At 39.7% G+C, this 25,892-nt stretch carries 21 protein-coding genes, 2 pseudogenes and 1 riboswitch; of the genes and pseudogenes, 11 read left to right on the top strand and 12 right to left on the bottom strand.

The window, feature by feature from the left end; genetic code table 11:
* Positions 1-50: 50 nt before the first annotated feature.
* Positions 51-2,366, bottom strand: a complete 2,316-nt coding sequence (metE, locus tag NXS00_RS01090) for a 5-methyltetrahydropteroyltriglutamate--homocysteine S-methyltransferase (RefSeq protein WP_258097258.1) — start codon at positions 2,364-2,366, stop codon at positions 51-53.
* A 146-nt stretch (positions 2,367-2,512) separates the two neighbouring features.
* Positions 2,513-2,708, bottom strand: a riboswitch (cobalamin riboswitch).
* A 316-nt stretch (positions 2,709-3,024) separates the two neighbouring features.
* Between metE and NXS00_RS01085 the strand changes: the two genes are divergently transcribed.
* A complete protein-coding gene (locus tag NXS00_RS01085; RefSeq protein ID WP_258097257.1) occupies positions 3,025-3,330 on the top strand; it encodes an HPF/RaiA family ribosome-associated protein in 306 nt (101 codons plus the stop codon).
* An 83-nt stretch (positions 3,331-3,413) separates the two neighbouring features.
* Here NXS00_RS01085 and NXS00_RS01080 read toward each other — a convergent pair whose 3' ends face one another.
* Complete coding sequence (locus NXS00_RS01080; protein WP_258097256.1) at positions 3,414-4,343, bottom strand: SMP-30/gluconolactonase/LRE family protein; 930 nt, start codon at positions 4,341-4,343, stop codon at positions 3,414-3,416.
* Entirely contained in the window at positions 4,336-5,679 is a 1,344-nt protein-coding gene (locus NXS00_RS01075; protein WP_258097255.1) for an exonuclease domain-containing protein, read from the bottom strand. The genes NXS00_RS01080 and NXS00_RS01075 overlap by 8 nt, the downstream gene beginning before the upstream one ends.
* 213 nt (positions 5,680-5,892) lie before the next feature.
* Here NXS00_RS01075 and yaaA point away from each other — a divergent pair, with 213 nt between their 5' ends.
* Positions 5,893-6,657, top strand: coding sequence for a peroxide stress protein YaaA (gene yaaA / locus NXS00_RS01070; protein WP_258097254.1), 765 nt, complete (start codon positions 5,893-5,895; stop codon positions 6,655-6,657).
* Between the two features lie 60 nt (positions 6,658-6,717).
* Here the strand turns inward: yaaA and NXS00_RS01065 are convergent, their stop codons facing one another.
* From NXS00_RS01065 to NXS00_RS01045, 5 genes are all read right to left on the bottom strand, one after another.
* Entirely contained in the window at positions 6,718-7,482 is a 765-nt protein-coding gene (locus tag NXS00_RS01065; RefSeq protein ID WP_258097253.1) for an SH3 domain-containing protein, read from the bottom strand.
* A gap of 44 nt (positions 7,483-7,526) precedes the next feature.
* A complete protein-coding gene (locus tag NXS00_RS01060; RefSeq protein ID WP_258097252.1) occupies positions 7,527-8,657 on the bottom strand; it encodes an acyltransferase family protein in 1,131 nt (376 codons plus the stop codon).
* Between the two features lie 44 nt (positions 8,658-8,701).
* On the bottom strand, positions 8,702-9,262 hold the full coding sequence (locus NXS00_RS01055) for a redoxin domain-containing protein (protein ID WP_258097251.1): 561 nt from the start codon (positions 9,260-9,262) through the stop codon (positions 8,702-8,704).
* Positions 9,263-9,442: 180 nt separating this feature from the next.
* The gene (locus tag NXS00_RS01050; RefSeq protein WP_258097250.1) at positions 9,443-10,735 is read right to left on the bottom strand and encodes a M20/M25/M40 family metallo-hydrolase; all 1,293 of its coding nucleotides are present in this window, start codon (positions 10,733-10,735) and stop codon (positions 9,443-9,445) included.
* Positions 10,736-10,799: 64 nt separating this feature from the next.
* A complete protein-coding gene (locus NXS00_RS01045) occupies positions 10,800-11,993 on the bottom strand; it encodes an MFS transporter (RefSeq protein ID WP_258097249.1) in 1,194 nt (397 codons plus the stop codon).
* A gap of 139 nt (positions 11,994-12,132) precedes the next feature.
* Between NXS00_RS01045 and NXS00_RS01040 the strand changes: the two genes are divergently transcribed.
* Both NXS00_RS01040 and NXS00_RS01035 read left to right on the top strand, forming a co-directional pair.
* Positions 12,133-12,624 carry a VOC family protein gene (locus NXS00_RS01040; RefSeq protein ID WP_258097248.1) on the top strand — a complete coding sequence of 164 codons (492 nt, stop codon included), beginning with the start codon at positions 12,133-12,135 and terminating at the stop codon, positions 12,622-12,624.
* 53 nt (positions 12,625-12,677) lie between these two features.
* Entirely contained in the window at positions 12,678-13,511 is an 834-nt protein-coding gene (locus tag NXS00_RS01035) for a peptidylprolyl isomerase (protein WP_258097247.1), read from the top strand.
* 22 nt (positions 13,512-13,533) lie between these two features.
* On the opposite strand, the gene NXS00_RS01030 is transcribed toward NXS00_RS01035, so the two are convergent.
* Complete coding sequence (locus tag NXS00_RS01030) at positions 13,534-14,991, bottom strand: gluzincin family metallopeptidase (RefSeq protein WP_258097246.1); 1,458 nt, start codon at positions 14,989-14,991, stop codon at positions 13,534-13,536.
* Positions 14,992-15,010: 19 nt separating this feature from the next.
* Entirely contained in the window at positions 15,011-15,520 is a 510-nt protein-coding gene (locus tag NXS00_RS01025; protein WP_258097245.1) for a hypothetical protein, read from the bottom strand.
* A 141-nt stretch (positions 15,521-15,661) separates the two neighbouring features.
* On the opposite strand from NXS00_RS01025, the gene NXS00_RS01020 reads away from it, so the two are divergent.
* From NXS00_RS01020 to NXS00_RS00995, 6 genes and pseudogenes are all read left to right on the top strand, one after another.
* Positions 15,662-16,372: a membrane or secreted protein gene (locus tag NXS00_RS01020; RefSeq protein WP_258097244.1), complete on the top strand. Its 711-nt coding sequence runs from the start codon at positions 15,662-15,664 to the stop codon at positions 16,370-16,372.
* Positions 16,369-16,851 (top strand): annotated as a pseudogene (locus tag NXS00_RS01015) (helix-turn-helix domain-containing protein); the annotation flags it as partial. The gene NXS00_RS01020 and the pseudogene NXS00_RS01015, both read left to right, overlap by 4 nt.
* A 66-nt stretch (positions 16,852-16,917) precedes the next feature.
* Positions 16,918-17,244: a helix-turn-helix domain-containing protein gene (locus NXS00_RS26990; RefSeq protein WP_506530933.1), complete on the top strand. Its 327-nt coding sequence runs from the start codon at positions 16,918-16,920 to the stop codon at positions 17,242-17,244.
* Positions 17,245-17,278: 34 nt separating this feature from the next.
* Entirely contained in the window at positions 17,279-18,109 is an 831-nt protein-coding gene (locus NXS00_RS01005; RefSeq protein WP_258097241.1) for an SDR family NAD(P)-dependent oxidoreductase, read from the top strand.
* A gap of 247 nt (positions 18,110-18,356) precedes the next feature.
* Complete coding sequence (locus NXS00_RS01000) at positions 18,357-19,874, top strand: amidohydrolase family protein (RefSeq protein ID WP_258097240.1); 1,518 nt, start codon at positions 18,357-18,359, stop codon at positions 19,872-19,874.
* 430 nt (positions 19,875-20,304) lie between these two features.
* Positions 20,305-22,092, top strand: coding sequence for a cellulase family glycosylhydrolase (locus tag NXS00_RS00995; RefSeq protein WP_258097239.1), 1,788 nt, complete (start codon positions 20,305-20,307; stop codon positions 22,090-22,092).
* A gap of 140 nt (positions 22,093-22,232) precedes the next feature.
* Here NXS00_RS00995 and NXS00_RS00990 read toward each other — a convergent pair.
* Positions 22,233-22,469 (bottom strand): annotated as a pseudogene (locus NXS00_RS00990) (transketolase C-terminal domain-containing protein); the annotation flags it as partial.
* 235 nt (positions 22,470-22,704) lie between these two features.
* On the opposite strand from NXS00_RS00990, the gene NXS00_RS00985 reads away from it, so the two are divergent.
* A complete protein-coding gene (locus NXS00_RS00985; RefSeq protein ID WP_258097238.1) occupies positions 22,705-23,697 on the top strand; it encodes a hypothetical protein in 993 nt (330 codons plus the stop codon).
* A 39-nt stretch (positions 23,698-23,736) separates the two neighbouring features.
* Here the strand turns inward: NXS00_RS00985 and NXS00_RS00980 are convergent, their stop codons facing one another.
* Positions 23,737-25,809, bottom strand: coding sequence for an alpha-ketoacid dehydrogenase subunit alpha/beta (locus NXS00_RS00980; RefSeq protein WP_258097237.1), 2,073 nt, complete (start codon positions 25,807-25,809; stop codon positions 23,737-23,739).
* Positions 25,810-25,892 lie beyond the last annotated feature (83 nt).

Below are 25,892 nucleotides of genomic sequence, written 5' to 3'. Positions count from 1 at the left end.
CTAAATATTTAAGTAAGTGGGTAGACACTTTGACCTACCCACTTTGACTATCATTGATAAACGGAGACCTTTTCTCTTAGGTCATGTGCGGCACCAACCATCTCTATGAGTGCCTGTTTGGTTTCCTCCCATCCTCGAGTTTTTAGTCCACAATCTGGATTAACCCAAAGTTGATCTTCAGGAATTACCTTCATAGCTTTGGTCAATAAATCAACCATCTCTTCCCTACTTGGAACTCTCGGAGAATGAATGTCATATACTCCAGGTCCGATTTCATTTGGATAATTGAATTCCGCGAAAGCATCTAACAATTCCATCTGAGACCTGGAACACTCAATTGTAATTACGTCAGCATCCATTCTAGCTATGGAGTCAATAATGTCATTGAACTCCGAATAACACATATGGGTATGAATCTGTGTAGAGTGTTCTACTCCGCTCGTTGCAAGCTTAAAGGCATCTATAGCCCAATCCAGGTAATCTATCCAATCAGCACGCCTCAATGGCAAACCTTCTCGGATGGCAGGTTCATCAACCTGAATGATTTTGATGCCGGCTGCCTCCAGATCAATCACTTCATCTCTAATGGCCAAAGCTATCTGGTTGCAAGTGGCTGATCTCGGCTGATCGTTTCGTACAAAGGACCACTGAAGGATGGTCACCGGTCCTGTGAGCATTCCTTTCACGTGTTTCTCCGTCAAGGACTGAGCGTATTTAGTCCATTCCAAAGTCATTGGATTTGGTCTACTTACATCTCCATAAATTATTGGAGGTTTCACACATCTGGAACCATAACTCTGCACCCAGCCAAATTGCGTGAAGGCAAAACCATCGAGTTGCTCTCCGAAATACTCCACCATATCATTTCGCTCAAACTCTCCATGAACCAACACGTCCAGACCTATTTCTTCTTGCCATCTGATAGCAAGAGCGGTATGTCGCTCTAAGAAGTCATGATAATCTGAGTTGGATAATTCGCCTTTCTTGTTTTGAAGTCGGGCCTTTCTCACTTCGCTGGTTTGAGGGAAGGATCCTATAGTGGTGGTTGGAAAATGAGGTAAATTCAGTGTTTCCTGTTGTACCACTTTCCTTTGCTTAAAGTCCAAACCACGCTGGATATCAGACTTACTAACATCAGCTACTCTCTGCTTTACCGCTTGATTATGAATCAATGTAGATGCCTGACGTCTGGCATGTGAGGTCTGATTGTCTTGAAGTTTAGCTTGTAACACTTTATCCTCAGGGTTTTGAGATAGATGAGCTAACAAAGCAATCTCTTCTAATTTTTGTCTGGCAAAGGCCAACCAATCTTTGATCTCTGCTGAAAGCTTGGACTCGTTCTGCTCTAATTCTAAATCACACGGAGAGTGTAACAGCGAACAAGAGGAAGCGATCATTACTCGCTCCTCTCCCAATTGGTTCTTTGCTCTGGAGATAAATTCGAGTGATTTGTCAAAATCGTTTTTCCAAATATTTCTACCGTCGACTACTCCAAGTGAAAGCTTCAGGTCTGAGCTCAAGTTGAGCGAACCTAGTATATCCTGGAGTTGTGATGGACATCTTACTAAATCCAAATGCAAAGCCTGAACTGGTAAGCTCAAAACCGTTTCAAGGTTATTGCCGTAGCAATCAAAGTAGTTGGCTAGCAAGATGTTGAGCTCAGGAGCCTCGAGGGCAATTTTTCCATAAAACTCTTTTATTGCATTCAATTCAATACCAGATAGATCTGTAGCCAAAATAGGCTCATCAATCTGCACCCATTTGGCTCCTGCATCTGCCAGTTGTTTCAATATGGACCAATAAACCGGTAGCAGCTTCTTCAACAAGTCTATTCGGTGAAATCCAGCTTCTTTTTCTTTACCTAAAAGTAAGAAAGTGGCTGGTCCAATGATTACTGGTTTGGTTTCTATACCCTGTAATTTTGCTTCATTGAATTCGTCAACGATTTTGGTAGAATACAATTCAAATGACTGGTTCTTAACAAATTCTGGAACGATGTAATGATAGTTGGTATCAAACCACTTGGTCATCTCCATGGCTGTGATATCCAGCCCATCCTTTTGATAGCCTCTAGCCATTGCAAAATAGAGCTCCATCTCTCCTTTTGATTTGAGAGATTCATAGCGATCAGGGATTGCTCCCACAGTTAGCGCCATGTCAAGGACCTGATCATAAAACGAAAAGTCATTGGAAGGAATCAGGTCAATTCCTGCTTCTTTTTGTGTCTTCCAGTTTTGTAAACGGATGTTTTTGCCTGCTGTAACGAGTTCATCCAAACTCAATTTCCCAGCCCAAAACAGCTCACTGGCCTTTTTGAGCTCACGTCGGTCACCAATCCTAGGGTAACCTAAATTGTTCTTCAGCATACTTCAGTTTATTTTTTAGATAAAAGAATGCGACACATCCACTCAGATGTGAAGTTGATTGAAGTATGCTTTCGGAATTGTGATAGGTAAGGTAAAATGTACGTGGTGTACATGTTGCCTGACAACTACTTCAAATCGCGAAAGCATTTGTCAATTCGTTTAGGGCAAGTATCCTGGCTTGTCTGACTGCAATTGGCCTTCCCAACCGCCTGTTGGCGATCAGTGACCTGTGGTTAATTGCAGCGTTTTCAGACTTACAGTTGCGCGACAGCTCATGATTTTCACATGATTCCTTTTTAATCCGAATTCCTAGGAACCGGAACCTCAAACGGCTTGAGAATTAATATAAGAACGCGGAATGATTGCTCATTCCTTGGCAAATATTCAGAATAAGCATTGTATTGACAATGATTGATGAAAGTTTATTTGCTCATGACTGAAAAGGAGAATTGACTGAGAGCCTTACTTCTTGTTTGAACATAAGCATCAGATTATAAATTCTCATATTCCAGTTTCGGGATTGTAAATCCTTAAAAACATACGAATGGCTAGTAGAATATTCAGGTTCTTGCCTAACATTTGGGATCTAAACTTGGTTAATTATGCAGTTCGGTGTTCTATTGGAGAGCATCATGATAATTAAAATTAAATAGACAAAATGATTCCAATTAATATAGAGTTTAAGGATGTACAACTAAGTGAAGGTCAGAAAGAGCATTACAAACAAATGTTTGAAGACCTGGACAAGTTTAATGACATGGCCGTGAATGCTGATTTATACCTTAAAGCAGGCTCTGAATCGGCTAAAGAAGATCATGAAGTGAGTATTAGAGTGAATATGCCTGGAAAAGATATTTTCATTGCTAAGCAAGCTGTTGATCTAGGAACTGCTGCACATGAAGTACATGATGCGCTAAAAGTAGCCCTTAGACGTCATAAGGAAATGCACAAAGAGCATCATTAGTCTGAAAAAAATCATATGACCCTGTAAAACATAAAAGGTCTGAGTTGAAGCTCAGACCTTTTATGTTTAATAAGGCTTTCAATTTACCATCTCACCCCATGAACATTCATCTTCAAAGTGAAGACAGAGTTCATTGCCGTAATGAATAAAATATCCTGATCAGGGCCACCAAACGTTACATTGGCTGTCCAGCTTCTATCAATTGGAATATGGTGGATCTTTTCCCCTGAGCTATTGTAAACCGTCACACCATCTCCTGTGATATAAATATTACCTTCGTTATCTATTGTCATCCCGTCAGATCCAGTATCTGCGAAAAGCATCTTATTCTGAAGATTGCCATCAGCTCCAATTTCATAGCGGTAGAGTTTCTTACCTGTATTGTCAGCTACATACAAATATTTTTGATTCGGAGTGCCAATGATCCCATTTGGACGAATCAACGTAGTATCCTGCACAATTGGTGTATCAGCTCCTGGAGGAAGATAGAATACATTGCAAGTCGTTTGTTCATACAAGGTATCCGTCCAATAAACTCTTTTGTACAATGGATCGGTGAAGTAAATACCACCTTTCTTATCCAACCACATATCGTTTGGACCATTGTACTTCATACCTTGCCAACCCTTCAAAAGCACTTCGTGTGATTTGTCTTGTAGATTGATTTTCCATAGTTCATTGTCCTGATCTGCTGCAGCTAACAAATAGCCTTCATCATCAATGTATAACCCATTGGAACGACCTGTGGTGTCCATAAACTTGACCAAAGAGCCATCAGGAGACCATTTCCAGATGTCATCATTTGGTTGGTCTGTGAAGTAGACATTACCTTCTTTATCACTCGCAGGTCCTTCGGTGAATTTGAACTGATCAGAAACAGTTTGAAGCTCCGCTCCTGTTGCAACGATGCTATTCGTCTCTTCTTCCGAAGGAGTTTCTTTCTTAAGTGATGAACAGTGGACGGCTACTAGCGCCGAAAAGGCTATAAGCCCTAGTGCATGCATCTTACGCATAAATGATCTTAGGTTTATTTTTAGATAAATAGGTTTGAATTATGGTTATTTTCTCTGCAGTCTGACTATCTGGGTTCACTCGATCTTTGAGGGAATGAAAGTCTCCGATTCCTTCTTCTTGTATATCTACCAGCCCGTATCCGATGTATTGATCATCTTCTACTAAAATGAATGGCTGATCATGGTTCACAGATTGTCTTTGATCCAATATGATAAAGCTACTACGATCAAAGTTTCTTGATTGCAAGGCGGATTCCACTCGATCATTATAGGAATCTGACTTCTCCTGTTGTTTACAAGCTCCTAAACATGCGCCTTCACAAGCAGACCCTAAACCTACCAATGGTTTGCAGAGGTGATAGTTTTTAGTGACTTTTTCTAAAAAGGTTAACGCTTCTTTCTTGGAAATAAAGGCTTGTCCGTTGCCTGATTCACCAGGAATAACCGTAAGGTTTAAATAGCCAAACAAGTCCGGATGAGTAGCGATTTGCCATTTGGTCTTAGACTTCACATAATTGAAATGTGGTTCCAGTCGCTCTCTTTCCTCTTGCAATCTTAGCTGAGCAATCAGTTCACTTCCAGTCAACTCAAAATCAATATCTGCAATGACAGACATCAGATCTTTAGACTTTTTAGAGGTGCTTTGTATTTGTTTGGTTACCGCTTTGAATACATTCTTATTCGCTCCGACATATAATGGACTTCCTTCGGCATCGTACAGATAATATAAACCTGGCTCCTCTGGCAATCGATCAATGAGCTCTCGATCCATGTGTGCTGGAAGCGACTTAACCCACTTTTCATTAGCCATGGTCGGATGACCACCAGATTCCTGATAAATGATCTTGAACAATTCCACAGTAGCTTCTGCATCGCCTCGAGCTCTGTGTCTACCATTGATTGGAATCCCTAAATCCTGGCAAATTCTACCTAAGCTGTAACTCCGATGATCTGGCAAAAACTTTCTGGACAATCGAACGGTACAGAGCTTTTTGCGCTCATAGGTATATCCTAACAGTGCAAACTCGTGCTGCAACATGCCATAGTCAAAGTTGACATTGTGCGCTACAAACACCACATTATCTGTGATTTCGACGATATCCTTGGCTATTTCTTCAAATCGAGGAGCACCTGCCACCATTTCATCATCTATACCAGTTAACTGAGTAATAAATGGTGGAATAGGAATGCCTGGATTGATGAGGGACGAATATTCATCTAAAACCTGTTCACCATCTGTGATAAAAATGGATATATCCGTCAGTTTCGAAAACCTTGGTGTACCACCAGTGGTTTCGGTATCAATAACGGCATATAGGGTTTTGGAAGGGTTCATGAATCTATTGCAAGATACAAATTAGACCAAAGACATGTGAAGATAGCTCAAGAGTTTTTCCTGATGAGTTCTATGTTTTATTGAAGTGCTAACAAGGTCATTAAGAAATCCTTATTAGGTATAAGATTTAGTTAACCTGAGCCTTTTATCTTCGCATCCAGAAACTGAGTCGTTTCCGTTGATCGTAGAGAATTAAAAGCATTAATAGATAAAATGATTGCAATCGTATCCCCAGCTAAGACATTAGATTTTGAAACAAGAATAGATGGTGAACGCACCAAAGCGCGCCTTTTTGGTGATGCGAAGGAGCTTCTTGAAAAGATGAAGGAGAAGTCTGAAGAGGATCTTCAGCAAATGATGAGCATCAGTGACAATCTTGCTTCTTTGAACGTAGAACGATTTCAAGCCTTTTCTTCCAGACATACGGAGAAGAATTCTAAGCAAGCGATGTACGCTTTTCAAGGTGATGTTTATGTAGGGTTGGATGCCGCTTCATTTGATGAATCAGATGTTGCCTATGCGCAAGATCACTTCAGAATTTTGTCTGGACTATATGGCTTGTTGAGACCTTTGGATGCTATACAGCCTTATCGACTAGAAATGGGGACTTCAGTATATGTAAACGGTTCTAAAAATCTATATGATTACTGGGGAGATAAAATTGCCAAGAAACTAAGACGAGACCTTCGCGAGCAAGGTGATAATACATTGATCAACTTAGCTTCACAAGAATACTTTAAAGCCGTTGATTTAAAGGAGCTTAAAGCAAATGTGATCGATGTTGATTTTAAAGATTATAAGAATGGAGAGTATAAAATCATCTCCTTTTTCGCTAAAAAAGCACGTGGTTTAATGTCTCGTTACATTATCAAGAATAAAATCACTGATGTAGAGGATCTTAAAGCGTTTAATTACGAGGATTACTACTTCGATGAGGAGAGTTCCAATGCGAACCTCTTCGCATTTAAGAGAGGGTAAAATGAAAAAGCCATCGTGACACATTGAACACGATGGCTTTTCTTTTATTCCTATAGGGTCTTATTCCCCAATTGCTTCTTCGCTCACTTCTGTTAAGGTATCAGAAAGCATCATTTCTTCACCAACACCAGAAATTTCATTTACTGCAGCCCGCACATCAGTCATGATGGAAGACTCTTTTAAGTCTGGGTTTTCAAGAATCATATTTAGCGATTCAAGACTCTCTTCCTCAGTGTCTTTGGATAGAGCATCCTTCAAGAACTTGGCTGCAGCGATATCAATTGGTTTAAAAGATAATTTCCCCTTTTTAATCCAACCGCTATCAATCCATTTGCCTTCAGATCTCTTACCAATCACTTCTTGCCAATCGTCTTGTGTGTTTTGAACCGCTATGATATCTAGACGCTCATACATTTTATCACTTTTCGTTAACAAGTCCGGACGATTGTAAATGAATGTTTCTTCTAAGAAAACACCGATTTCTCCTTCAGGAATAATGAAATCAGCAGCGGACCAACCTTCAGTGCCATCATTCAACTGTACTTTCATGTATTCACGGTTCTTATCGCTGCTATCTATAGCTGTAAGTCCAACATAGGTTAATGACTCCCCCAAACTAATAGAGGTTAACCACTTACCTTTTGCTGATGGAGTCTCACGGACAGAAATATTATCCCAGATACAAACAGCAGGTTTTTCTTCAACAGCAACAACCTCTTCTTTTGTTTCTTCTACAGTTTCAGACTCTGTATTAGATTCCGTTTTTGGTGATGAACAAGCAAAGGTTAAGGCCAATGCCACATAGGTTAGGTTATGAAATTTCATTGGTAGATATGATTAGTTAATAATTACAAGAATAAACAATCTGATTATGAGCGCCCAATAAACTTATTTGTTAGCCACTTTCTCACCGGTGCATCATACCACTTAGCAATAAAGAAAGCGAGTACTATACTTATAACGAACACCGCTGATGCCATCAGGATGTTTTTTGTAGAGTTGATTTCAACGTTATTTCTAGTAACCCAGGCCATGTAAGTGTAGACCACTGTGTAATGTGTGATATAAAGTGGGTACGATAGATCACCTAGAAACTTATTGAAAGACTTTAACTTTCCACTCACGGTACCTGAAGCGCCCAAATAAATCACTATTGGGAATATGAACAGAATTACGGCAGATTCATAGATGCCGTTCATCCACTCAGATTCAGGGGTACCTAATCGCGGCATTGCCAGTGCAACCACCAGGATTAATGTACAATACAAAAAGGCATTTTTAATATTTCCAGGTTTTACCAATCGAGAGATTAACATCCCTGTTAAAAATGGATATAGCAACCTCACAGAACCAATCCATATTTGCTTAGGTGCAAGAGACCATCCTCCTATTACATCACCACCCGTTGAAAGAGCCATATGTACCAAGGCAATACCTGACAATACTGCTAACACTCCCAAAATCACGTTGGACAATTTGCGAAGAGCAACAGCATACAAAATATTAGCTACATACTCGAAGAACAAAGACCAGGCTGGCCCATTCAACGGGTGCATCTCGTGCCATCCTCGTATGTCCATAGATGGAGGAATTGGAATCAGCGTAAATCCAATCAATGTTACTAACAGCATTTGAAGTATCGGTGTGTCAGCTATTGGAGGAAACATTGGACTATCCTGGAAATAGAATAAGATGGCCCCTACCAACATCCCCATGATGATCATTGGGTGTAATCTGATTAATCTTCTTTTGGCGAATTCTTTGAATGACATGGTTGACCAGCGATCATCATAGGCATAGGCAATTACAAAGCCTGAAAGCATGAAAAAGAAGTCTACGGCCAGATATCCATGGTTAACAAGTTGCTTGTAGGGATCTCCAATGGCGAATGTTTCCAAGATATGAAACATTACTACCATGATTGCTGCAATTCCTCTAAGTCCATCCAGAATAACGTAATGGTTCTTAGAATCTCTAAAGGTGGTTGATAAATCGGTCATGTTTAGGTTGTTGAAACTCCTAAATTAATCATAAACTTCATTTACTACCCTACGACCAATTGTCTGGCGAATGCTTTTATCTGTTCTATGGGTAAATGATCTCTTACATTCTTACCATAATGAGCTGTGTGGATGTATCCCTTTTCATCAATAAGAAAGTCTGCAGGAATCAAACTTGCTCGTAGATGCTCTTCTTTATCTGTTGGTGTTTCAAATGAATTTCCTTCTTTCATTGCTGAGAAAGCTCCTTTGGTAAACATCGTTTTCAACACTTTGCCAGTGGACGATTCTACGCCGTATTGATCATACATTTTATGTTCCGGGTCTGGGACCAATGGAACTGGATGTACCTTTCGGTGATGAGTACTTTTAGTCAGCAACTCACCTGTGCTTTCAAAAAAGAAGATCATTTTAAGGCCTAAATCTTCTAATTCTTGTTTTTTAGAAGACAGAAAATGGACTCGTAAGTTGCAGAAGGGACAAGTAACGTCTCTAAAAAAACTGACGAGCACTTTTGATCCCTTAAAATCTTGTAAATCAATAGTGCGACCGCTAGCGTCTTGCATGCGGAAAGGCTTGGCTTTTAGCCCTGCAGTTAATTGCATAATTTCGTAAAGTGTCTAAATGATAGGTTATGGATGGTATAATATCAATCAATATCGCTTAAGTACTGATTGATCATACACACTAAAGTAAGCTATCAATAATTCAGATTACCTAATGGTAGGTGTCGTGTGAATGGGAATATACACGAATGAATGGGAATATTCCCTAACGAACGAGTATTAGTCTTGTAGCAAACGATACAGCAAAACAGCAGTTCTCTTGGATTGCATAGGAAGTGCCCAGGTATATCCTATTTCATCTATCGAATGGTCATTGGCGCCACTCATACCCATTCCGTCTATTCCACGATCAACAAATTCGGCGGTGAAGGAAATATCTGCTGCACCTGCATCTGCAGGGTTAACTGCTGTTACTTCACCGAATCCCAGGTCTGAACTTACCTGACTAAATTGCTTCATCAGTTCGTAGTTGCCGTCCTTAGGAGGAAATGGAGGATAGCCTTCGTTAAATGTGATGGTAGCCAATGTTTGAGGTAAGTTTTGCGCAACAATTTCTGCCATCTTATTTTGTGTTCGTTTTAGCTGCTCCATGCTTAAGCAACGAATGTCACCAGTCACAATAGCTGACTGAGCTATGACATTATTCTTACCAAAAGCTTGTCCAGACTTGGTTTTAGCATCATAGGAGGTTTCAGTTCCTCCTACGATGGCACCAGGATTGAACGTCAAAAACTCTTCTCCTGATAGCTCTTCATAGAACTGATACAGAATTCTGGAGGCTTCATAAATAGCCCCCACTCCTCTTTCTGGCTTGAATACCTGCGAAGAATGACCTGCTTTACCTGTAACTTCCAATTTCCAGCTTGAGGAGCTTCTTCTGGCTACATTGACTGTCTTAAAGTTGCCATCAGCATTCTCAAAACCTAGAGCAATATCCGCCCATTTCGCAGCCTCAATTAACTCCGCTTTAGATGCGGACAATGGACTTCCACTAAGTTCTTCATCGCCAGTCATCACTACCCAAATATTCATATCTTTCAGTAATCCTTGTGCATGAAGAGCGCTTAACGATTGCAAGATGATGACATCTCCACCTTTCATATCGGCAATTCCTGGCCCACTGATTGTTTCATCATCTACTTTTTTCCATTTCTGAAAAGAACTATTCGGTTCAAAAACGGTGTCCAAATGCCCAATCATTAAAATTTTAGGTCCTTTACCTCCTTGAATCCTGGCAACTAAATGCCCAGCACGATTGAATGAGCTTCCATCTGTAAACTCGACTTCCATTCCCAGAGCTTCAAACTTTGGCATTAAAGCGTCAGCAACAGCTTTTACTCCTTCAAAATTCATGGTTCCTGAATTGATATTGACCAGATCTTCCAGAAAGCTCATGGCTTCATCGTTGTGATCATCGACCCATTTGACCAGTTTCTTTTCAACTTTATTCTTTTGAGCCAAAACGGGCATTGAGCATAAGATAACTGCAACTAAAAAAGTGATGTATTTCATACGATTAACGATCAATTGGAATCATTCAAACTTAGAGACTACAAGATATAAAACCGATAGAAAATTAGTTGAACGGTCGTCGGATAATGATAAGAACCACTATCAATAAAGGAACAGAGATCATCAGATAGCGTAAGCCCATATCCATTGTAGTTATAATTTCGCCAGATGAAGCAATAACGAAACTACTGAGGGAAGTCACTATGTACAAAAGACCTCCCATTAGTCCACCGGCAATTCCAGCATTCTTCGGGAAAAACAAGAGGTTATGCGTAAAGAAATTAGTGAATAGGAAACCTGAGCAGATGTGAATCAGAAAACCAAAACCAATGAGTAAGACCAACCAATCTGAATACCCGGCAATGGCTATTAACAATCCGATAAGAGCAACTTGTGATAAGGTGCCTATTAGAGTTTTGGCATTGAACTTAAGGTGTATGGAACGCTTACTGATAATACCTCCAAGCATCCAGGCAATTCCTAATATCAAGGTACAGTAACCAATCACTACCGAATTGAAACCAAAGTGCTCTTCTACCACAAATGGTCCTGCTACGTTGAAAACCATGGTAACCGAATAGGATAATCCCAACACCAATATACCTAAAACAAAACCACTGTTTTGGAGCATGGTACCGTATAGGTTGACAATGGTTTTAAAATGAAATTTTGACTTTGCAGGAACAGTTTCACCTCCCACGGATAGTTCACCAATCAATAAGATGATCGCATAGATAGCTAGAAACCAAAAGTTCGATTTCCAGCCAATGAGATCTTCCAAATATCCTCCTAAAAAAGGTGCTATAATGGGACCTGCTGACCATACAATGGTGAAATAACTCAAATAGCCCTTCCGTTCTTCAGCTTCAAATAAGTCAACGAAAAAGGCCCTTTTTGCTACCACAATAAAGGCAGTTGCAATTCCTTGAACTATTCTCAAACTGATAATTAACGATACATCTTTTGTCAAGGCAATTCCAATACTACTAAGCACCAGTGTGACTAATGAAATCAACACAGGCTTTTGCCTCCCAACACTATCCAAAACGCTTCCTACTAGCAATTGAGCAAACCCATAACTTAGAAAAAACGCCGTTAAGGTTAATTGAATACTGTGTTCTGAAACATTTAGATTATTCGCCATCGAAGGAAAAGAAGGCAAATAAATATCAGTCATAAAACCAGAAAATGGTATAGTGACAAACGTTAATAGAATGGCTAGCTTCTTTCGCTTAGGAGAAGCATCATTTAAATGCATATTCAAAAAATCGACAGTGGTAGATGATTAACTGGTAAAAACTAAGAACAATTTACGTCCGAATTAATTCCATGTACGTACACATTCATAAAATTCTACTAACTTTTATAAGAAGTTATTGTCCATCTATTATTTTAATATGTCTAACATATTCAAGCTTCCATCTGAAACTAAAATTGGTCATGTTCATCTTAAGGTATCCAACCTACAGAGATCCATCGACTTTTATTGTGGCGTCTTAGGGTTTGAATTGACCTTTATTCAAGACGGTAGAGCAGCATTTGTTTCGGCTGGTGGATATCATCATCACATTGGGTTGAATGTCTGGTATAGCGAAAACCTGCCTCCTTCTCCTAAGAAATCTGTAGGCCTATTTCACACAGCTATTTTATTGCCAACAAGAAAAGACTTGGCCCAACTATACAAACAACTTAAAGAAGCTAACTACCCGTTAACATCAGCCTATGATCATGGTGTTTCTGAAGCACTTTATTTGGATGATCCTGACAAAAATGGCGTAGAACTCTACTGGGACAGACCTCAAGATCAGTGGCCAACCCACGAAGATGGTTTACTGTACATGTATAGTGATAAGCTTGATCCTGAGATTCTTCTAAAGGAATTCGAATAATTGGACTGTAATACGAAAAGCCTTATCTTGAAATTCCATCTGAACCATAAATTATGAATCGATTTTTCCTTTCTACAGTAATCGCCGTGATGGCAGTTGCCTGTAGCACCAAGCTCTCTGTTCAAGAACAAACAGCGACGGAAACTCAAGTAAAACTGACCACTTCCAAAGGAGAAATTACCATCCATCTCTACAATGAAACTCCACTGCACCGAGACAACTTTATCAAAATTGTAGAAGAAGGTGTGCTGGATAGTTTATTGTTTCATCGAGTGATAGAAACTTTCATGATTCAAGGTGGAGATCCTGATAGCAAATTGGCGGGTTCAGACGATACACTGGGTAATGGAGGGCTTGCTTATACCATTCCGGCAGAGTTTCACCCGGATTTATTCCATAAAAAAGGAGCCTTAGGAGCTGCTCGGGATAATAATCCTGAAAAAGCTTCCAGTAGTACGCAGTTTTACATTGTACAGGGACGAGTTCTGAATGATAGCCTCATAGATATGAATCAGGGACGAATTAACGGCTGGTTAGCTGAGAGCTTTTTAAGAAAAGACAGCAGCTATATGACTTATTTTGATTCCATGAATATCGCTATGAAAAACAGTGATAGAGAGACCTATAGGCGAATTGCAAATTTCTTTAAAGAAGAAGCTGAGCAAATCGAAGAGTTTGAAAGCTATGAAATCCCAGAAGCACATCGACAAGTTTATCGAACGCTCGGTGGTACTCCTCACCTTGATCAAAATTACACGGTATTTGGTGAGGTCGTTTCGGGAATAGAAGTGGTAGATTCTATTGCCGCTGTAGCAACAAATTCATTAGATCGTCCAATTCAGGATGTGCGAATATTAAAAGCTGAGGTGATTCAAATTCGAGATTAAAAAGCATTCTACTGTGGATCCACTATAATTCTCTGATGTAGGTCTCTACACTGTTTTCAAGTGATGCCCATTTAGATGGGGTTTGCTGATATTTCAACCAGTTGGTAAACTGTATATTCAAAGCTGAAATTCCATATCCAGTTTTCTGAACTAACAGTTTGGCTACATCCTCCGATTCATTGTAGTTATAGGATTTCAATCCGGAATAAATTGTCGAGAGCCAACCTTTATCTCTCAAAAACATCACAAAGTAGCGAGCTGTAGCCGCATAGAGCATGGCTTGCTCACTTTCATTAAATTCATCTCGATCGGCCGCAATCAGTTGATCCAATGTCAGCATTTTACCATATCGCAAAGCTTGCTTCAGATAAATCAATCGGTAATTATCCATAGGGTAGTAATTATGACTGGTCTCTTCGAACATAGACGCAAAACCTTCATTGAGCCAACCGGGAATCAATGCATAGTCCTGCAGTAACATGGCATGTACTATTTCATGGTTTAAGGTACCATTACCTGTAGCTTTCCAGGCTACTACACTCAGGTCTATTGGGTTAAAGTAGGCAACTCTTCCAGCAGCGGATCTACCGTGTACTTGATATGTGAAATTAGAAAAAGCCTCATAACCCTCACGATCCAGATCTGAATCAAACAAATAAACCGGGATATAATAATCCGGAGTCCCTACTTGATAAACGCTTTTTAGATGTACTAACAACTCATTTAATTGTTTTTCCAAACCTTGGTCTGAACTTCTGCTGCCAATTCCGGTTGAAGTGCGCTGTTCAATCTGCCTGGCGCCACCTTTTGTTTTGGTTTGAGGATACTGAGAAGGAACCTGTACTTGCTGCTGCCCAGAATCCTGACCTGAGGAAATAGATTGATTGTCATATCCTATTAAGATAAAAGGACCTTGAATAAGAGACTTTTTGGTCCCTACTAACTCTTTAAAATAGGTTGTATATTCATGAACCTGACCAGAAGGATAAGTCAACCTCCTTGCTATCAGTCGTTCATATTCGATGGCAGAAAAAGGCCTGGAATTTTGATCATCAAAAGTTGCAGCATCAACTACTTCTTCCAGATAATTTCCCTTACCTGAATAGGAAGCTCCTCTTCCTACCCGATTGGAAGCTGTATAGCCATTTAGCGAATGCTTAAATGAATAACAGTTGTTGTAATAGGATGGATAAGCACTACCAGCAAACTCCATACAATAATCGCAGGTAACTCGAGCATGTTCGTACTGTTGAGCATCCACATAGAGTTTCAACAGATTATAGGTCCAAATAACTTTAGTCTTTTGATCTGAAATAGAACTTATACATTCTACAAGCTGAGTGGATAATAATCTGGCTGCACTGGCATTAGGTGAACCATTTTGATATTGTTTGTACTGCTCCCTGACCTCTTCACAGTTCACCTGTGCAGTCAAGCTCAATCCAGACAATATGAAGACAACTACTAACTTATTTTTCATAGGGCGGTATTTTAAAAGATTAATTCTTGAAGTCTACAATGGGTAAAGTGTCTGAACTGGAGGGTTGGTTATCTAAATTTAATGAAGGCAATCCAGAGTCCAAATCAGGTAGATCTGGTAGTTCAGGAAGTGGTTCAGGACCCAAATCATAGTCTATTCTAAAGGTGGCGCAAACCACTATAATAACAGTAGCACATAGTATGACAAACAAACCTGGTGATAATTTGGCAATATTGATTTTATAATCACCTTTAGAAGCGTCTACATCTACATCTCCTTTGGCTTGGATTAAGAATAATGAAAACCCCAAAAAACCAAAAGACATACCTATGAAGATGGCCGTTGACAATAGTCTCAGTCGCCTATCTGCAGTCAACCCCAGCAATCTAATTTCTGAGTTAAAATCCACTGCCTGTGGTCCGGTTGTAATAAACACAAACAGGTAGATTGCTGATCCCAGCAACCCAAGAAAGGCCAGAACAATTCCAGCCCGATACCCTAATCTAAGAAACTCATCCTTGTCTCGCATAGAGTAAATCTAACCGTTTTTTGTAAATGTCAGATTCTTGATGATCATGTAGCACTACATTAGCAATGATTTAATTGATCTAGATTTAATTCATTCATTAATAATACTGACGATTATGTAACTTAGAATAAATCTCGTCTTATGAAAAGCTCTGTCTATTTTGCAATCATTTTTCTGACAATATCCGTATCTGCACAATCACCCATCGGTGCCTGGGAAGGTGATTTTAAAGGTGCTAATGGAGAAGAACAGAAAGGCGTCGTTATCTTCTCTGAAGGTTATCAAGCCATTACAGTGTATAATGCCGAAACTGGTGCTTTTGTAAGCACAAATGGTGGAAAATGGCGTCTGGAAGGCAACATCATGACGGAAACAGTAGAGTTTGATACCAAAACTCCTGAACGTGTAGGTTCAGAAGTGACCTTCGATATTGCCATTACAGATTCTACGCTGGCAATTATTGGTAGTACGATGATACTGAAACGGATTGATGATGGTACACCTGGAAAACTTCAAGGAGCTTGGCTTATGTCTGGCCGTATAAGAGATGGAGTAACGCATATGAGAGACACCTCAATACCCAGAAAGACCATGAAGCTGCTTTCCGGAACGAGATTCCAATGGATTGCATACAATACCGAAACCAAAGAGTTTATGGGAACTGGAGGTGGCACCTACAACACTGAAAATGGAAAATATATGGAAAACATTGAGTTCTTTTCACGTGATGATAGTCGAGTTGGTGTAAGCTTATCATTCGACTATGATCTAATCGATGGCAACTGGCATCACAAAGGATTATCTAGTAAAGGAGACTCTATTCATGAAATTTGGAGGGTTAGAAAGCCATGATTGTCAATCATCAACATTTTAACTTTCACAATAAATGTCTGATTGAAAAAGTCAAGGTAAAAGCTCCTTTTCGGTTTGAACTGGATTTTCCTATGGATGCCTGTTTCATTCATTTTCGTGAAGGGAAAACGACCATCAATGGTACAACAGAACAAATTTCCATCAGGGCGCAAGAATCTGTTGTACTCAAATGTGGAAGGTATTTCTCGAACCTTCAGCCACGTTCAGGAATTGAAGCCTATGAAGTCTTTGTAGTGCATTTATCAAAAGAACTACTAACGGAGATCTATCAAAAAGAAGTGTCAGCATTCCCTAAAACGATGGTAGGCCAATCCATGTAAGTGATATCAGAGCAAGCTCTTATTACAGAATTCATTACCGGTCTGGAATTTTATTTTAAGAATCCTCAAATTGTCAACGATCAACTGCTGGAGCTGAAGGTGAAGGAATTGATTTTATTGCTACTACAAACAAGTAATGCTAAATCAATTGCGACGTTGTTTTCGCAGCTTTTTTCGGAACAAGAAATCAATTTAAACGAGATTGTGAACAGTCATTTATTCACCGATTGTTCTATTCAGGATCTTGCCTATCTGGCTCACATGAGCGAATCCACTTTTAAACGGCGGTTTCGGGAATTGTATAATGATTCCCCTGCCAACTATTTCAAAGTCAAACGTTTGGAACGCGCATCAGAGTTACTTCAACTTCCAAGGCTTTCAATTACAGAAATTACATATCAGGTAGGATTCAACGATGTAGCACACTTTTCCAGATCATTCAAGTCCGTTTATGGACGTTCACCAAAGGCTTACCGTGAACAGTACATTGACCGAAACGAACAAAAAACTGAACCACATAGTCAAGCATAAGGAATAGGCAAAGGACAATTTTGCTTAAAAACTTATGTATAAGCGATTAAAATTGGATCAGTTCGGACCATGGGCTCTGGTAACAGGAGCATCCTCAGGTCTTGGAAAAGAGTTTGCACATCAATTAGCCCAACAGGGATTTAACCTTGTGCTGGTGGCTAGAAGACAAGCCCTATTGCAGAAATTGTCACAGACCTTAATAGAAAAATACGGTATCGAAACACTCGTGATAAAAGTTGATCTTTCTGATCCAAACGAAGTAGACCACTTAATACATTCTACAAAACACCTTGAAGTGGGATTATTAGTCTCCAATGCGGGCTCAGGACATCCCGGGGAATTCATTCATAAGCAAGAAGATGACTTACTTAAAATGATCAATACGAGCGTTATAGCACACTTGAAACTCGTTCATCACTTTAGTCCTCATATGGCTAGAAAACGAAAGGGTGGAATCCTATTGGTTAGTGCCATGGGAGCCAGTCACGGACTACCATTTATGTCCAATGATGCCGGAACCAGAGGCTATATTAACAGTCTAGGATTGGGACTACATGAAGAGCTCAAGAGATATGGCGTGTATCTCACAGTAATGATCACCTCTCCTACCAAAACTCCAATCGTGTCACATCTTGGATTTAATGAGAACAAAATGCCAGCACCACCTTTGTCAACAGCTCAGGCCGTGACTGAGACTCTGACTGCATTAAGAAAAAACAAGTCAACTATCATACCCGGACGATTGTATCGAATAATGAATGCCATTGTACCATCAAGTATATCACGTAGAATGTTTGGAAAAATGCTTGCTGAAGGGAATAACATCAAATACCATAACCCAGAATATGAGATGATAAACGGCTAATATTTCACGGGATTAAGGTATTGCTGAGACCTCCTTTATAACATCATTTATACAAAAGATGAAGAATAGATTTATTGCTTAATTTATGATTAACAGCCAGGGGTTAAACATTTCTTGCCATTTATTTCGGAGTAAAATTCAAAGTAATAATCAATAATTTAGTTTCTAACACTCTGTAACTTAAATCCAAATGACCCGTAAGTTTACTCTTTGTCTGAACAACCTAACCTAAAATCTCCACAGACTGATGAAAAGCGTTTTCTTAAGAGTAGTCAAATACTTATTAAGCATTATTATCTTACTGGCTATTTTGATTTTTGCTTTGTGGGCATATCCATTGGCTGATCCTCTAGCTCAAAAGGCTGAAGACCAATCCTATCTCATCCAGCATATCAACATCGTAGATGTGACTAATGACTCCATTCTGGCAAATCATTCGATTTATATTGAGCGAGATCGAATCATAAGCATTGCACCTTCTGATTCATTTCCTGACATTCCCAACGCGATGAAAATTGATGGTACAGGACAGTTCGCCTTATCAGGACTTTGGGATATGCATTCCCATTTGGCCTTTCAGATCGCTCCCCAAGTGATCATGCCACTACATATAGCTAATGGTGTAACCAACATTAGAGACATGCAGGGCATTGTACATATCAATGAAGAGCGTATGCAGTGGAGAAATGCGATTAAAGCAGAACAACTACTAGGCCCGCGTTTAATTGGTTTTGCGGATGAGATAGTTGGAGCCAACTATGATGAGCAAGATGTTGTAGCCCTGGTCAATCGTACCTCCAATGATCCAAAAACCTTTATCAAAGTTTACTCAGGGATTTTAGAAGATCGGTATTTTCAGCTAGCAGAAGAAGCGAATAAGAAAGGTGTTGTTTTCGCTGGTCATTATCCGAACGCCATCAATCCCATAGATGCTTCCAATGCCGGGCAACGAAGTTTTGAACATGCGCATTTGTTCATTAAACATGCAAATCCATTGGCAGAACAAAATCGAGCATATTATCAAGCGATGTATGCTGATGATGAGAATTCCGATATAGATCGTCCATCTCCTATCGATATGTTAGCCGGATTTGATGAAAGCAAGTTTGATGAACTAGTCGACGTGATGGTTAAAAACAACACCTACTTCTGCCCTACTCACATTACACGTCAATACGAAGCTTTTGCAAGTGATGAGGCTTTTCTCAATGATCCCAACCTGGCTTACATTCCTCCAATGGTTTCCATGATATGGAATGATGACGTGTCAGGAATGCAGGACTATGCACAGCAAGATGGGTATCAAGAATACCTACAGGACTTCTATCAAAAGGGTTTGGAGTTAACTGGTATAGCCCATCAAAGAGGTGTCAAAGTGTTAGCTGGAACAGATTCCTACGATCCCTATTCATTTCCAGGCATAAGTTTGCATCGTGAGCTAGCAGAACTTGTCAAGGCAGGTCTATCTCCTGCTGAGGCACTTTCTTGCGCTACGATTAATCCAGCTGAATACTTCAATGTCTCACAAGATTATGGAAGCTTGGAAGAAGGTAAAGTAGCAGATCTCTTGATTCTGAATCAAAATCCACTGAAAGACATCCAAAATACTACATCAATCAATAAACTTGTATTCAATGGCAACCTATATGAACAGCAGGATTTGGACAACATGAAAAGCTATGTCCAGGAAAATGCATCTGGAATAAAAGGGTTATCTATATCGGTTAAGATGTTTTTTCGTTTGATGACTGATAATAGACATTGAGCCAACAAAGTCATTTAGCGTCTCCATTTGATATTGCAAACACAAAACCTATGAGGTCTGCTTGTAATTGTTACTCGAACCCAACGTGGGAAGGTACTTGATCAAATTCCTCCTAAGTACCTATTAATAAGTGAATACTTGGTATTTCCAATTTATTAGAATAACCCCTTATCTCACAACTAGACTCAAATACTCTATTGCATGGATTTGTAAAAGCTAATCTACTCTTTGTATCTATTTTTCTTTCTTAGGCTGTATTTCACTTTAAGTAATGCTCGAAAAGATATAAATCATTTTATGTACTTAATAAAGACAAAATATCACTTATTCCAGTTTTCAAGTCATTAACTTTATTTTTCATGTATAACGTATCCATATTGTTTAATTAATACAATAACCTGTATTCAATAAATCAATAAACAATACCATTATGAAAAATCAGTTAAAAAAAATCACTCATCTATGTATTTGGCTACTAGCCATTAGTCTGGCACATGCTCAAACACCGGTTTCCACTCATGGACCTCTTTCGGTTAACGGAAATCAAATCGTTGATCAAAATGGTGCGCCATTAAGTCTAGCCGGTAACAGCTTTTTTTGGAGCAATACTGGCTGGGGTGCCGAACCCTTTTACAATGCACAAGTAGTTAATTGGCTCAAGAATGATTGGAACAGTGCCATTGTTCGTGCTGCGATGGGCATTGAAGACAATGGAGGGTATCTGACAGACCCTACCGGCAATAAAAATCGAGTCAAAACGGTTGTGGATGCCGCAATAGCAGAAGGTCTTTATGTACTCATTGACTGGCATTCTCATCATGCTGAAGACTACCAACAACAATCAATTAGCTTCTTTCAGGAAATGGCCACACTCTATGGTGGCTATGACAATGTGATTTATGAAATTTACAATGAACCGATCTATAGCAATTGGAATAATGATATCAAACCCTATGCAGAAGCGATTATTGCAGCAATTCGAGCTATTGATCCTGACAACTTAATCGTTGTAGGTTCATCTACCTGGTCCCAAGACGTGGACATTGCCTCTCAAAATCCGATTTCGGGATATAATAACATTGCCTACAGTCTTCACTTCTATGCAGGAACTCATGGACAATACCTTCGCAATAAAGCGAATACGGCTATGAGCAATGGAATTGCCATCATGATCACAGAATACGGAACTGTGAACGCAGATGGTAACGGAGCCGTGGCTACTCAATCTACGAATGAATGGATGAATTGGATGGAACAAAACAACCTAACCCACCTTAACTGGTCCGTTCATGATAAAAATGAAGGTGCGTCTATTGTATATCCTGGATCAAGCCCAACAGGTGGTTGGACTCCAAGCAACCTAACTCCATCAGGCACTTTAGTTAAACAAATCATGCTGGACTGGAATGATGCACCTACAGGCAGTACTGATCAGCTCAATGTATCGAACTCATCACTTTCTCTAGATGAAACAGCTTCATCAACTAGTGTTAACGTCACTGCTAATCTCAACTGGTCAGTAACTGCCAATCAAAGTTGGATTAGTATAAATCCAACATCAGGAAGTGGAAATGGTAGCTTTAACATTGCTGTATCAGACAATACTTCTACCAATGCAAGGAGTGGTAGCGTTACCGTAACAGGTGGTTCAATTTCTAGGACGATATCTGTTAATCAGGATGGAGAAGACAACACTGGAGGCGGAGAAACATGCGATAATCCAAGTATTGCTTCTCTTCCATACTCCCATGATGGTACCGGTAATTTCTGTCTAGAGATTGAAGGAACCATTGGTCATGTCAACTCCTGGAATACAGATCTGGTAGAGATCAATGAAGTTGACTACACTAACAGTTGGAGTAACAGCATGCCTCCAAAAATCAACGGAAAGTACTATGTTCACTATGTTGGTAACTTTAACTGGTCACATCTGGAGTTTTCAGGAACAGATGCAAGAGTTAGTTTCATTTCTGAGCTGGCTAATGCCGAGGATGTGATTTTATACCCTAACCCAACAAGAGGCAAGGTAATGATCAACAACCTGAATGATTATGAAACAATAACGGTGAGCAATCTTTCTGGGAAGGTGTTGCATCAACAATCATTAACTGAAACAAAGACGACTTTAAATCTGGAGCAATTAAGTGCTGGAACCTATTTGGTTACAGCTACTAGCACCGCTGGTAATCAACGTGTCATCAAATTGATTGTAGAATAATATATTCTAAACATCATACGCACCTGTTGATGATTATAACGGGTGTGTATTTTTTACTTATTGCTTTCAGGCTAAAACTCATTTTTGATGACTTGATCATCAAAACTCTCGCACCTATCTTCTAAAGTATATAGTCTACTTCACCCCCAATAATCAAACAACTCTTCGATCTTCTGAGTGACTTTTGCTGCGCTAGGCAGCATGGTTTGTTCTAATGTGCTGTTTAGAGGAATGGCTGGCATGTTTTCAGACCCAATGGTCACCACAGGAGCGTCCAAATGCTTGAAGCAATGTTCCTGAATGTTGCCAGATAAGCTCATCGCAAAAGTGTTGTTTCGTGGCTCTTCGGTTAACACCATGCATCGGTTGGTACGTTTTACAGAGTCGCTTGTTTGAAAATAATTATTTCAATGACCATTAATTTTCAGATAAATAACATTAAAGTATTCAAAGTTTAGGTATTACGGCTATTCTATGCACTTTACCCATATTGTTTAGGATTGTAGCATTTCCATCAATAACTATTGCCTATTCTATGTTGATCTGCTAATTTGCATCTATTAGGGTTTAATACTCTTTGTTTTATAGCCATAGGAACTTAACTATAGAAAAATGCTAAAAAATCATGCAGCTAGTAAATTGGTCAACTTTTTGTTTGCCAGCATAATCTTGGTTTACACCTCAAGTTGTTTTGATAAAGAAAGTCAGAACAATCCAATTCCATCTTCAAAAGCAATCAGTGTAACTCTTCCTTTGAAGATTCAAGAAAGTACTGTATTTGTAAGCAATGGTAGAGCCCAAAATGTCTCTACCGAAAGCATGGATTTATTTGCTATTTTGATAGAATCTACTGTTGCAGGCGAAAACTCATATTCAACTTATGCGAATGGCTTATTCTCAAATGTGCCAGATTCGATTTCCTTCCATTTTCTTTCAGGCTACGATTACATTATTAGAGCATTCTTATACAATAACTCGGTGGACTCGGTCTATGAAGGTACAATTGCAAGTTATCTAAATGATCCAGGTCTGATCAATGAACTGTGGTATGATGAAGACGTTATCCCCTTCTTCGATAAATTTACTATTTACGCTGAAGGGGCAGTTTATTACAGAACGTTATCTGACTCATCATTTGTCAGCCGTATTACTCAGTTTCCTATGATTGATCATTATTTTACTGAAATACAATACTCTCCTGATGCTGACACCTTAGAGGAACTCGAATTTCTTCAAGAAAACACACGATTCGAAATCAATGTTAATAATTCAACAGTTAATTCGAAAATCACACTTAAAGTTGAAAACTTTGAATCATTACCTATCACCTCTGACACAACCTTTAATTTAGATATTAAAAGACATTTCTCATCGGCACATACGGGAAACAGAGTTAAGGTATCCGTCACTCATAACTTTTCTACAGAAGAGAATAATATTTCTCAACTACTATATGAGGACAATATAATTCTAGATAGACTTGAGATTATCAGGTTTGAAATTAATACTCCGAATATTGATAGTACCAGTAATGCTCTTAATTCTGGTTTTGTAATTATTGAAGAGCAGTTCATCAGAGGAGACACAATAAAAATAGGTGGCTGATTTATTCGATATAGAGCTCATCCAACTTCGGAAATCGAATTACCCCCAATAATCGAACAACTCTCCGATCTTCTGAGAGACTTTAGCTGCGCTAGGCAGCATGGTTTGTTCCAATGTACTGTTAAGTGGAATGGCCGGCATGTTTTCAGAGCCCATGGTCACTACAGGAGCATCCAAATGCTTGAAGCAATGTTCCTGGATGTTTCCAGACAAACTCATGGCAAAAGTGTTGTTTCGTGGCTCTTCGGTTAACACCATGCATCGGTTGGTACGTTTTACAGAATCATAGATCGTATCAAAATCAATTGGATTCAATGTTCGCAAATCAATGATTTCAATTCTTCCTTCAAAGTCCTTAGACGCATTCAACGCCCAATGAACGCCCATACCATACGTCACGATAGTCATGGCTTCATTTGCTTCAATAGCTTCTTCATAGGCTTCCTGGAAGATATTCGCCTTACCAAAAGGCAATACATAATCTTCGGCCGGCTCATGGGTTTTGGCTGCCAGCGTTCCCGGTACTTTTGACCAGTACAAGCCTTTGTGTTCAAAGATCACCACAGGGTTTGGATCATGGTAAGCCGCCTTCATCAACCCTTTTAAGTCAGCTCCTGTACTTGGATAAGCGATTTTCACACCACGGATGTTAGCTACTACAGACTCTACACTAGAAGAATGGTACGGACCACCACTTCCATAAGCTCCAATAGGAACACGTAAAATCATGCTCACAGGCCATTTGCCGTTACTTAGATAGCATGAACGACTCACCTCTGTAAACAGCTGGTTCAATCCTGGCCAGATGTAATCTGCAAATTGTACCTCTACGATTGGCTTCAACCCCACTGCGGACATTCCTGCTGTAGACCCGATAATGTAGGCTTCCTGAATAGGTGTGTTGAATACACGTTCTTTACCAAACTTCTGAGAGAGCGTTGCGGCTTCTCGAAATACACCTCCCAAACGGTGACCAACATCCTGACCATACAGCAAACAGTGCTTGTCAGCCTTCATCAGTTCTTCCACTGCATGCAAAGCACTATCCACCATCACAGACTTTTCCGCTCCAGCAGGTTTACGTTCTCCTTGCTCCTCTGTGATTGGAGTTGGAGCGTAATCATGAGTGTAAAGATCTTCTGCAGTTGGATCTTCGGCTTTTAAGGCTGCTTCGTAATCTGCAGCAACCAATGCTTTGGCTTCTGTTTCTATTTTGTTAATTTCCTTTTCACTGAATCCAGCTTCTTCCAATTGCTCAATGAGGATTGGGTATGGATCATGAATTCGGTGTTCGTCCAAATCATCACGGTACCACTCCATACGTACACCGGAAGTATGATGGTTCAATAACGGAACTGAAGCATGCACCAAGAATGGTCTTCTCTCCTTCCGGATGGTTTTGATAACCTTCTCTAACGCGTCATAACATTCGCTAAAATCGTTGCCTTCTACATGGATAGCTTCTAAACCTTTAAATCCTTTTGCATAATGCAAGGCATTATTTGCTCGAATCTCATCAGCACTCGCAGAGATATCCCAACCATTATCTTGTACCAAAAATAAGATTGGCAACTGTTTTAAAGCTGCCATTTGAAAGGCTTCGGCCACTTCTCCTTCCGTCACACACGCATCACCTAAGCTACAAAGTACCAAAGGGTGATCATTGTTGTCCAGTCCTTGCTGTTCTTTGTACTGCATGCCCATCGCCGCGCCAGTAGCTGGAATTGCTTGCATTCCAGTTGCTGAAGATTGATGAGGAATCTTAGGCTTGTCTGGATCATTTAAACTTGGGTGCGCATAATAGGTTCTTCCACCAGAGAAAGGGTCATCCTTCTTCGCCAACAGTTGCAGCATCAAATCATACGGACGCATACCGATTCCTAATAGCATAGAATCATCCCGGTAATAAGGATAAGCATAATCCTGTGGTTTCAACTGCATGGAAGCAGCCAACTGAATGGCTTCATGACCTCTGGATGTCGCATGTACATATTTGGAAACTACTTTAAAATGTTCCTCATACAGTTCCGTCATCGCTTTGGCTTTTGCCATTTTGAAGAACGCTTCTTTGAGGACTTTTTTACTAACTCGGGGTTGTGTTAGAGTTTCCATATTTGATACGATTATTGAGGGGTATTAATGTTTCGTTTCTACTATAAATTTAACGTATCAAAGAGGATTTTGATTAATATGAG

Origin of the sequence: Marinoscillum pacificum (assembly GCF_024714495.1) — a bacterium.
Lineage (GTDB): Bacteria > Bacteroidota > Bacteroidia > Cytophagales > Cyclobacteriaceae > Marinoscillum > Marinoscillum pacificum.
Note: the sequence above shows the minus strand (reverse complement) of the source record. Positions and strands in the feature narration are given on the sequence as shown.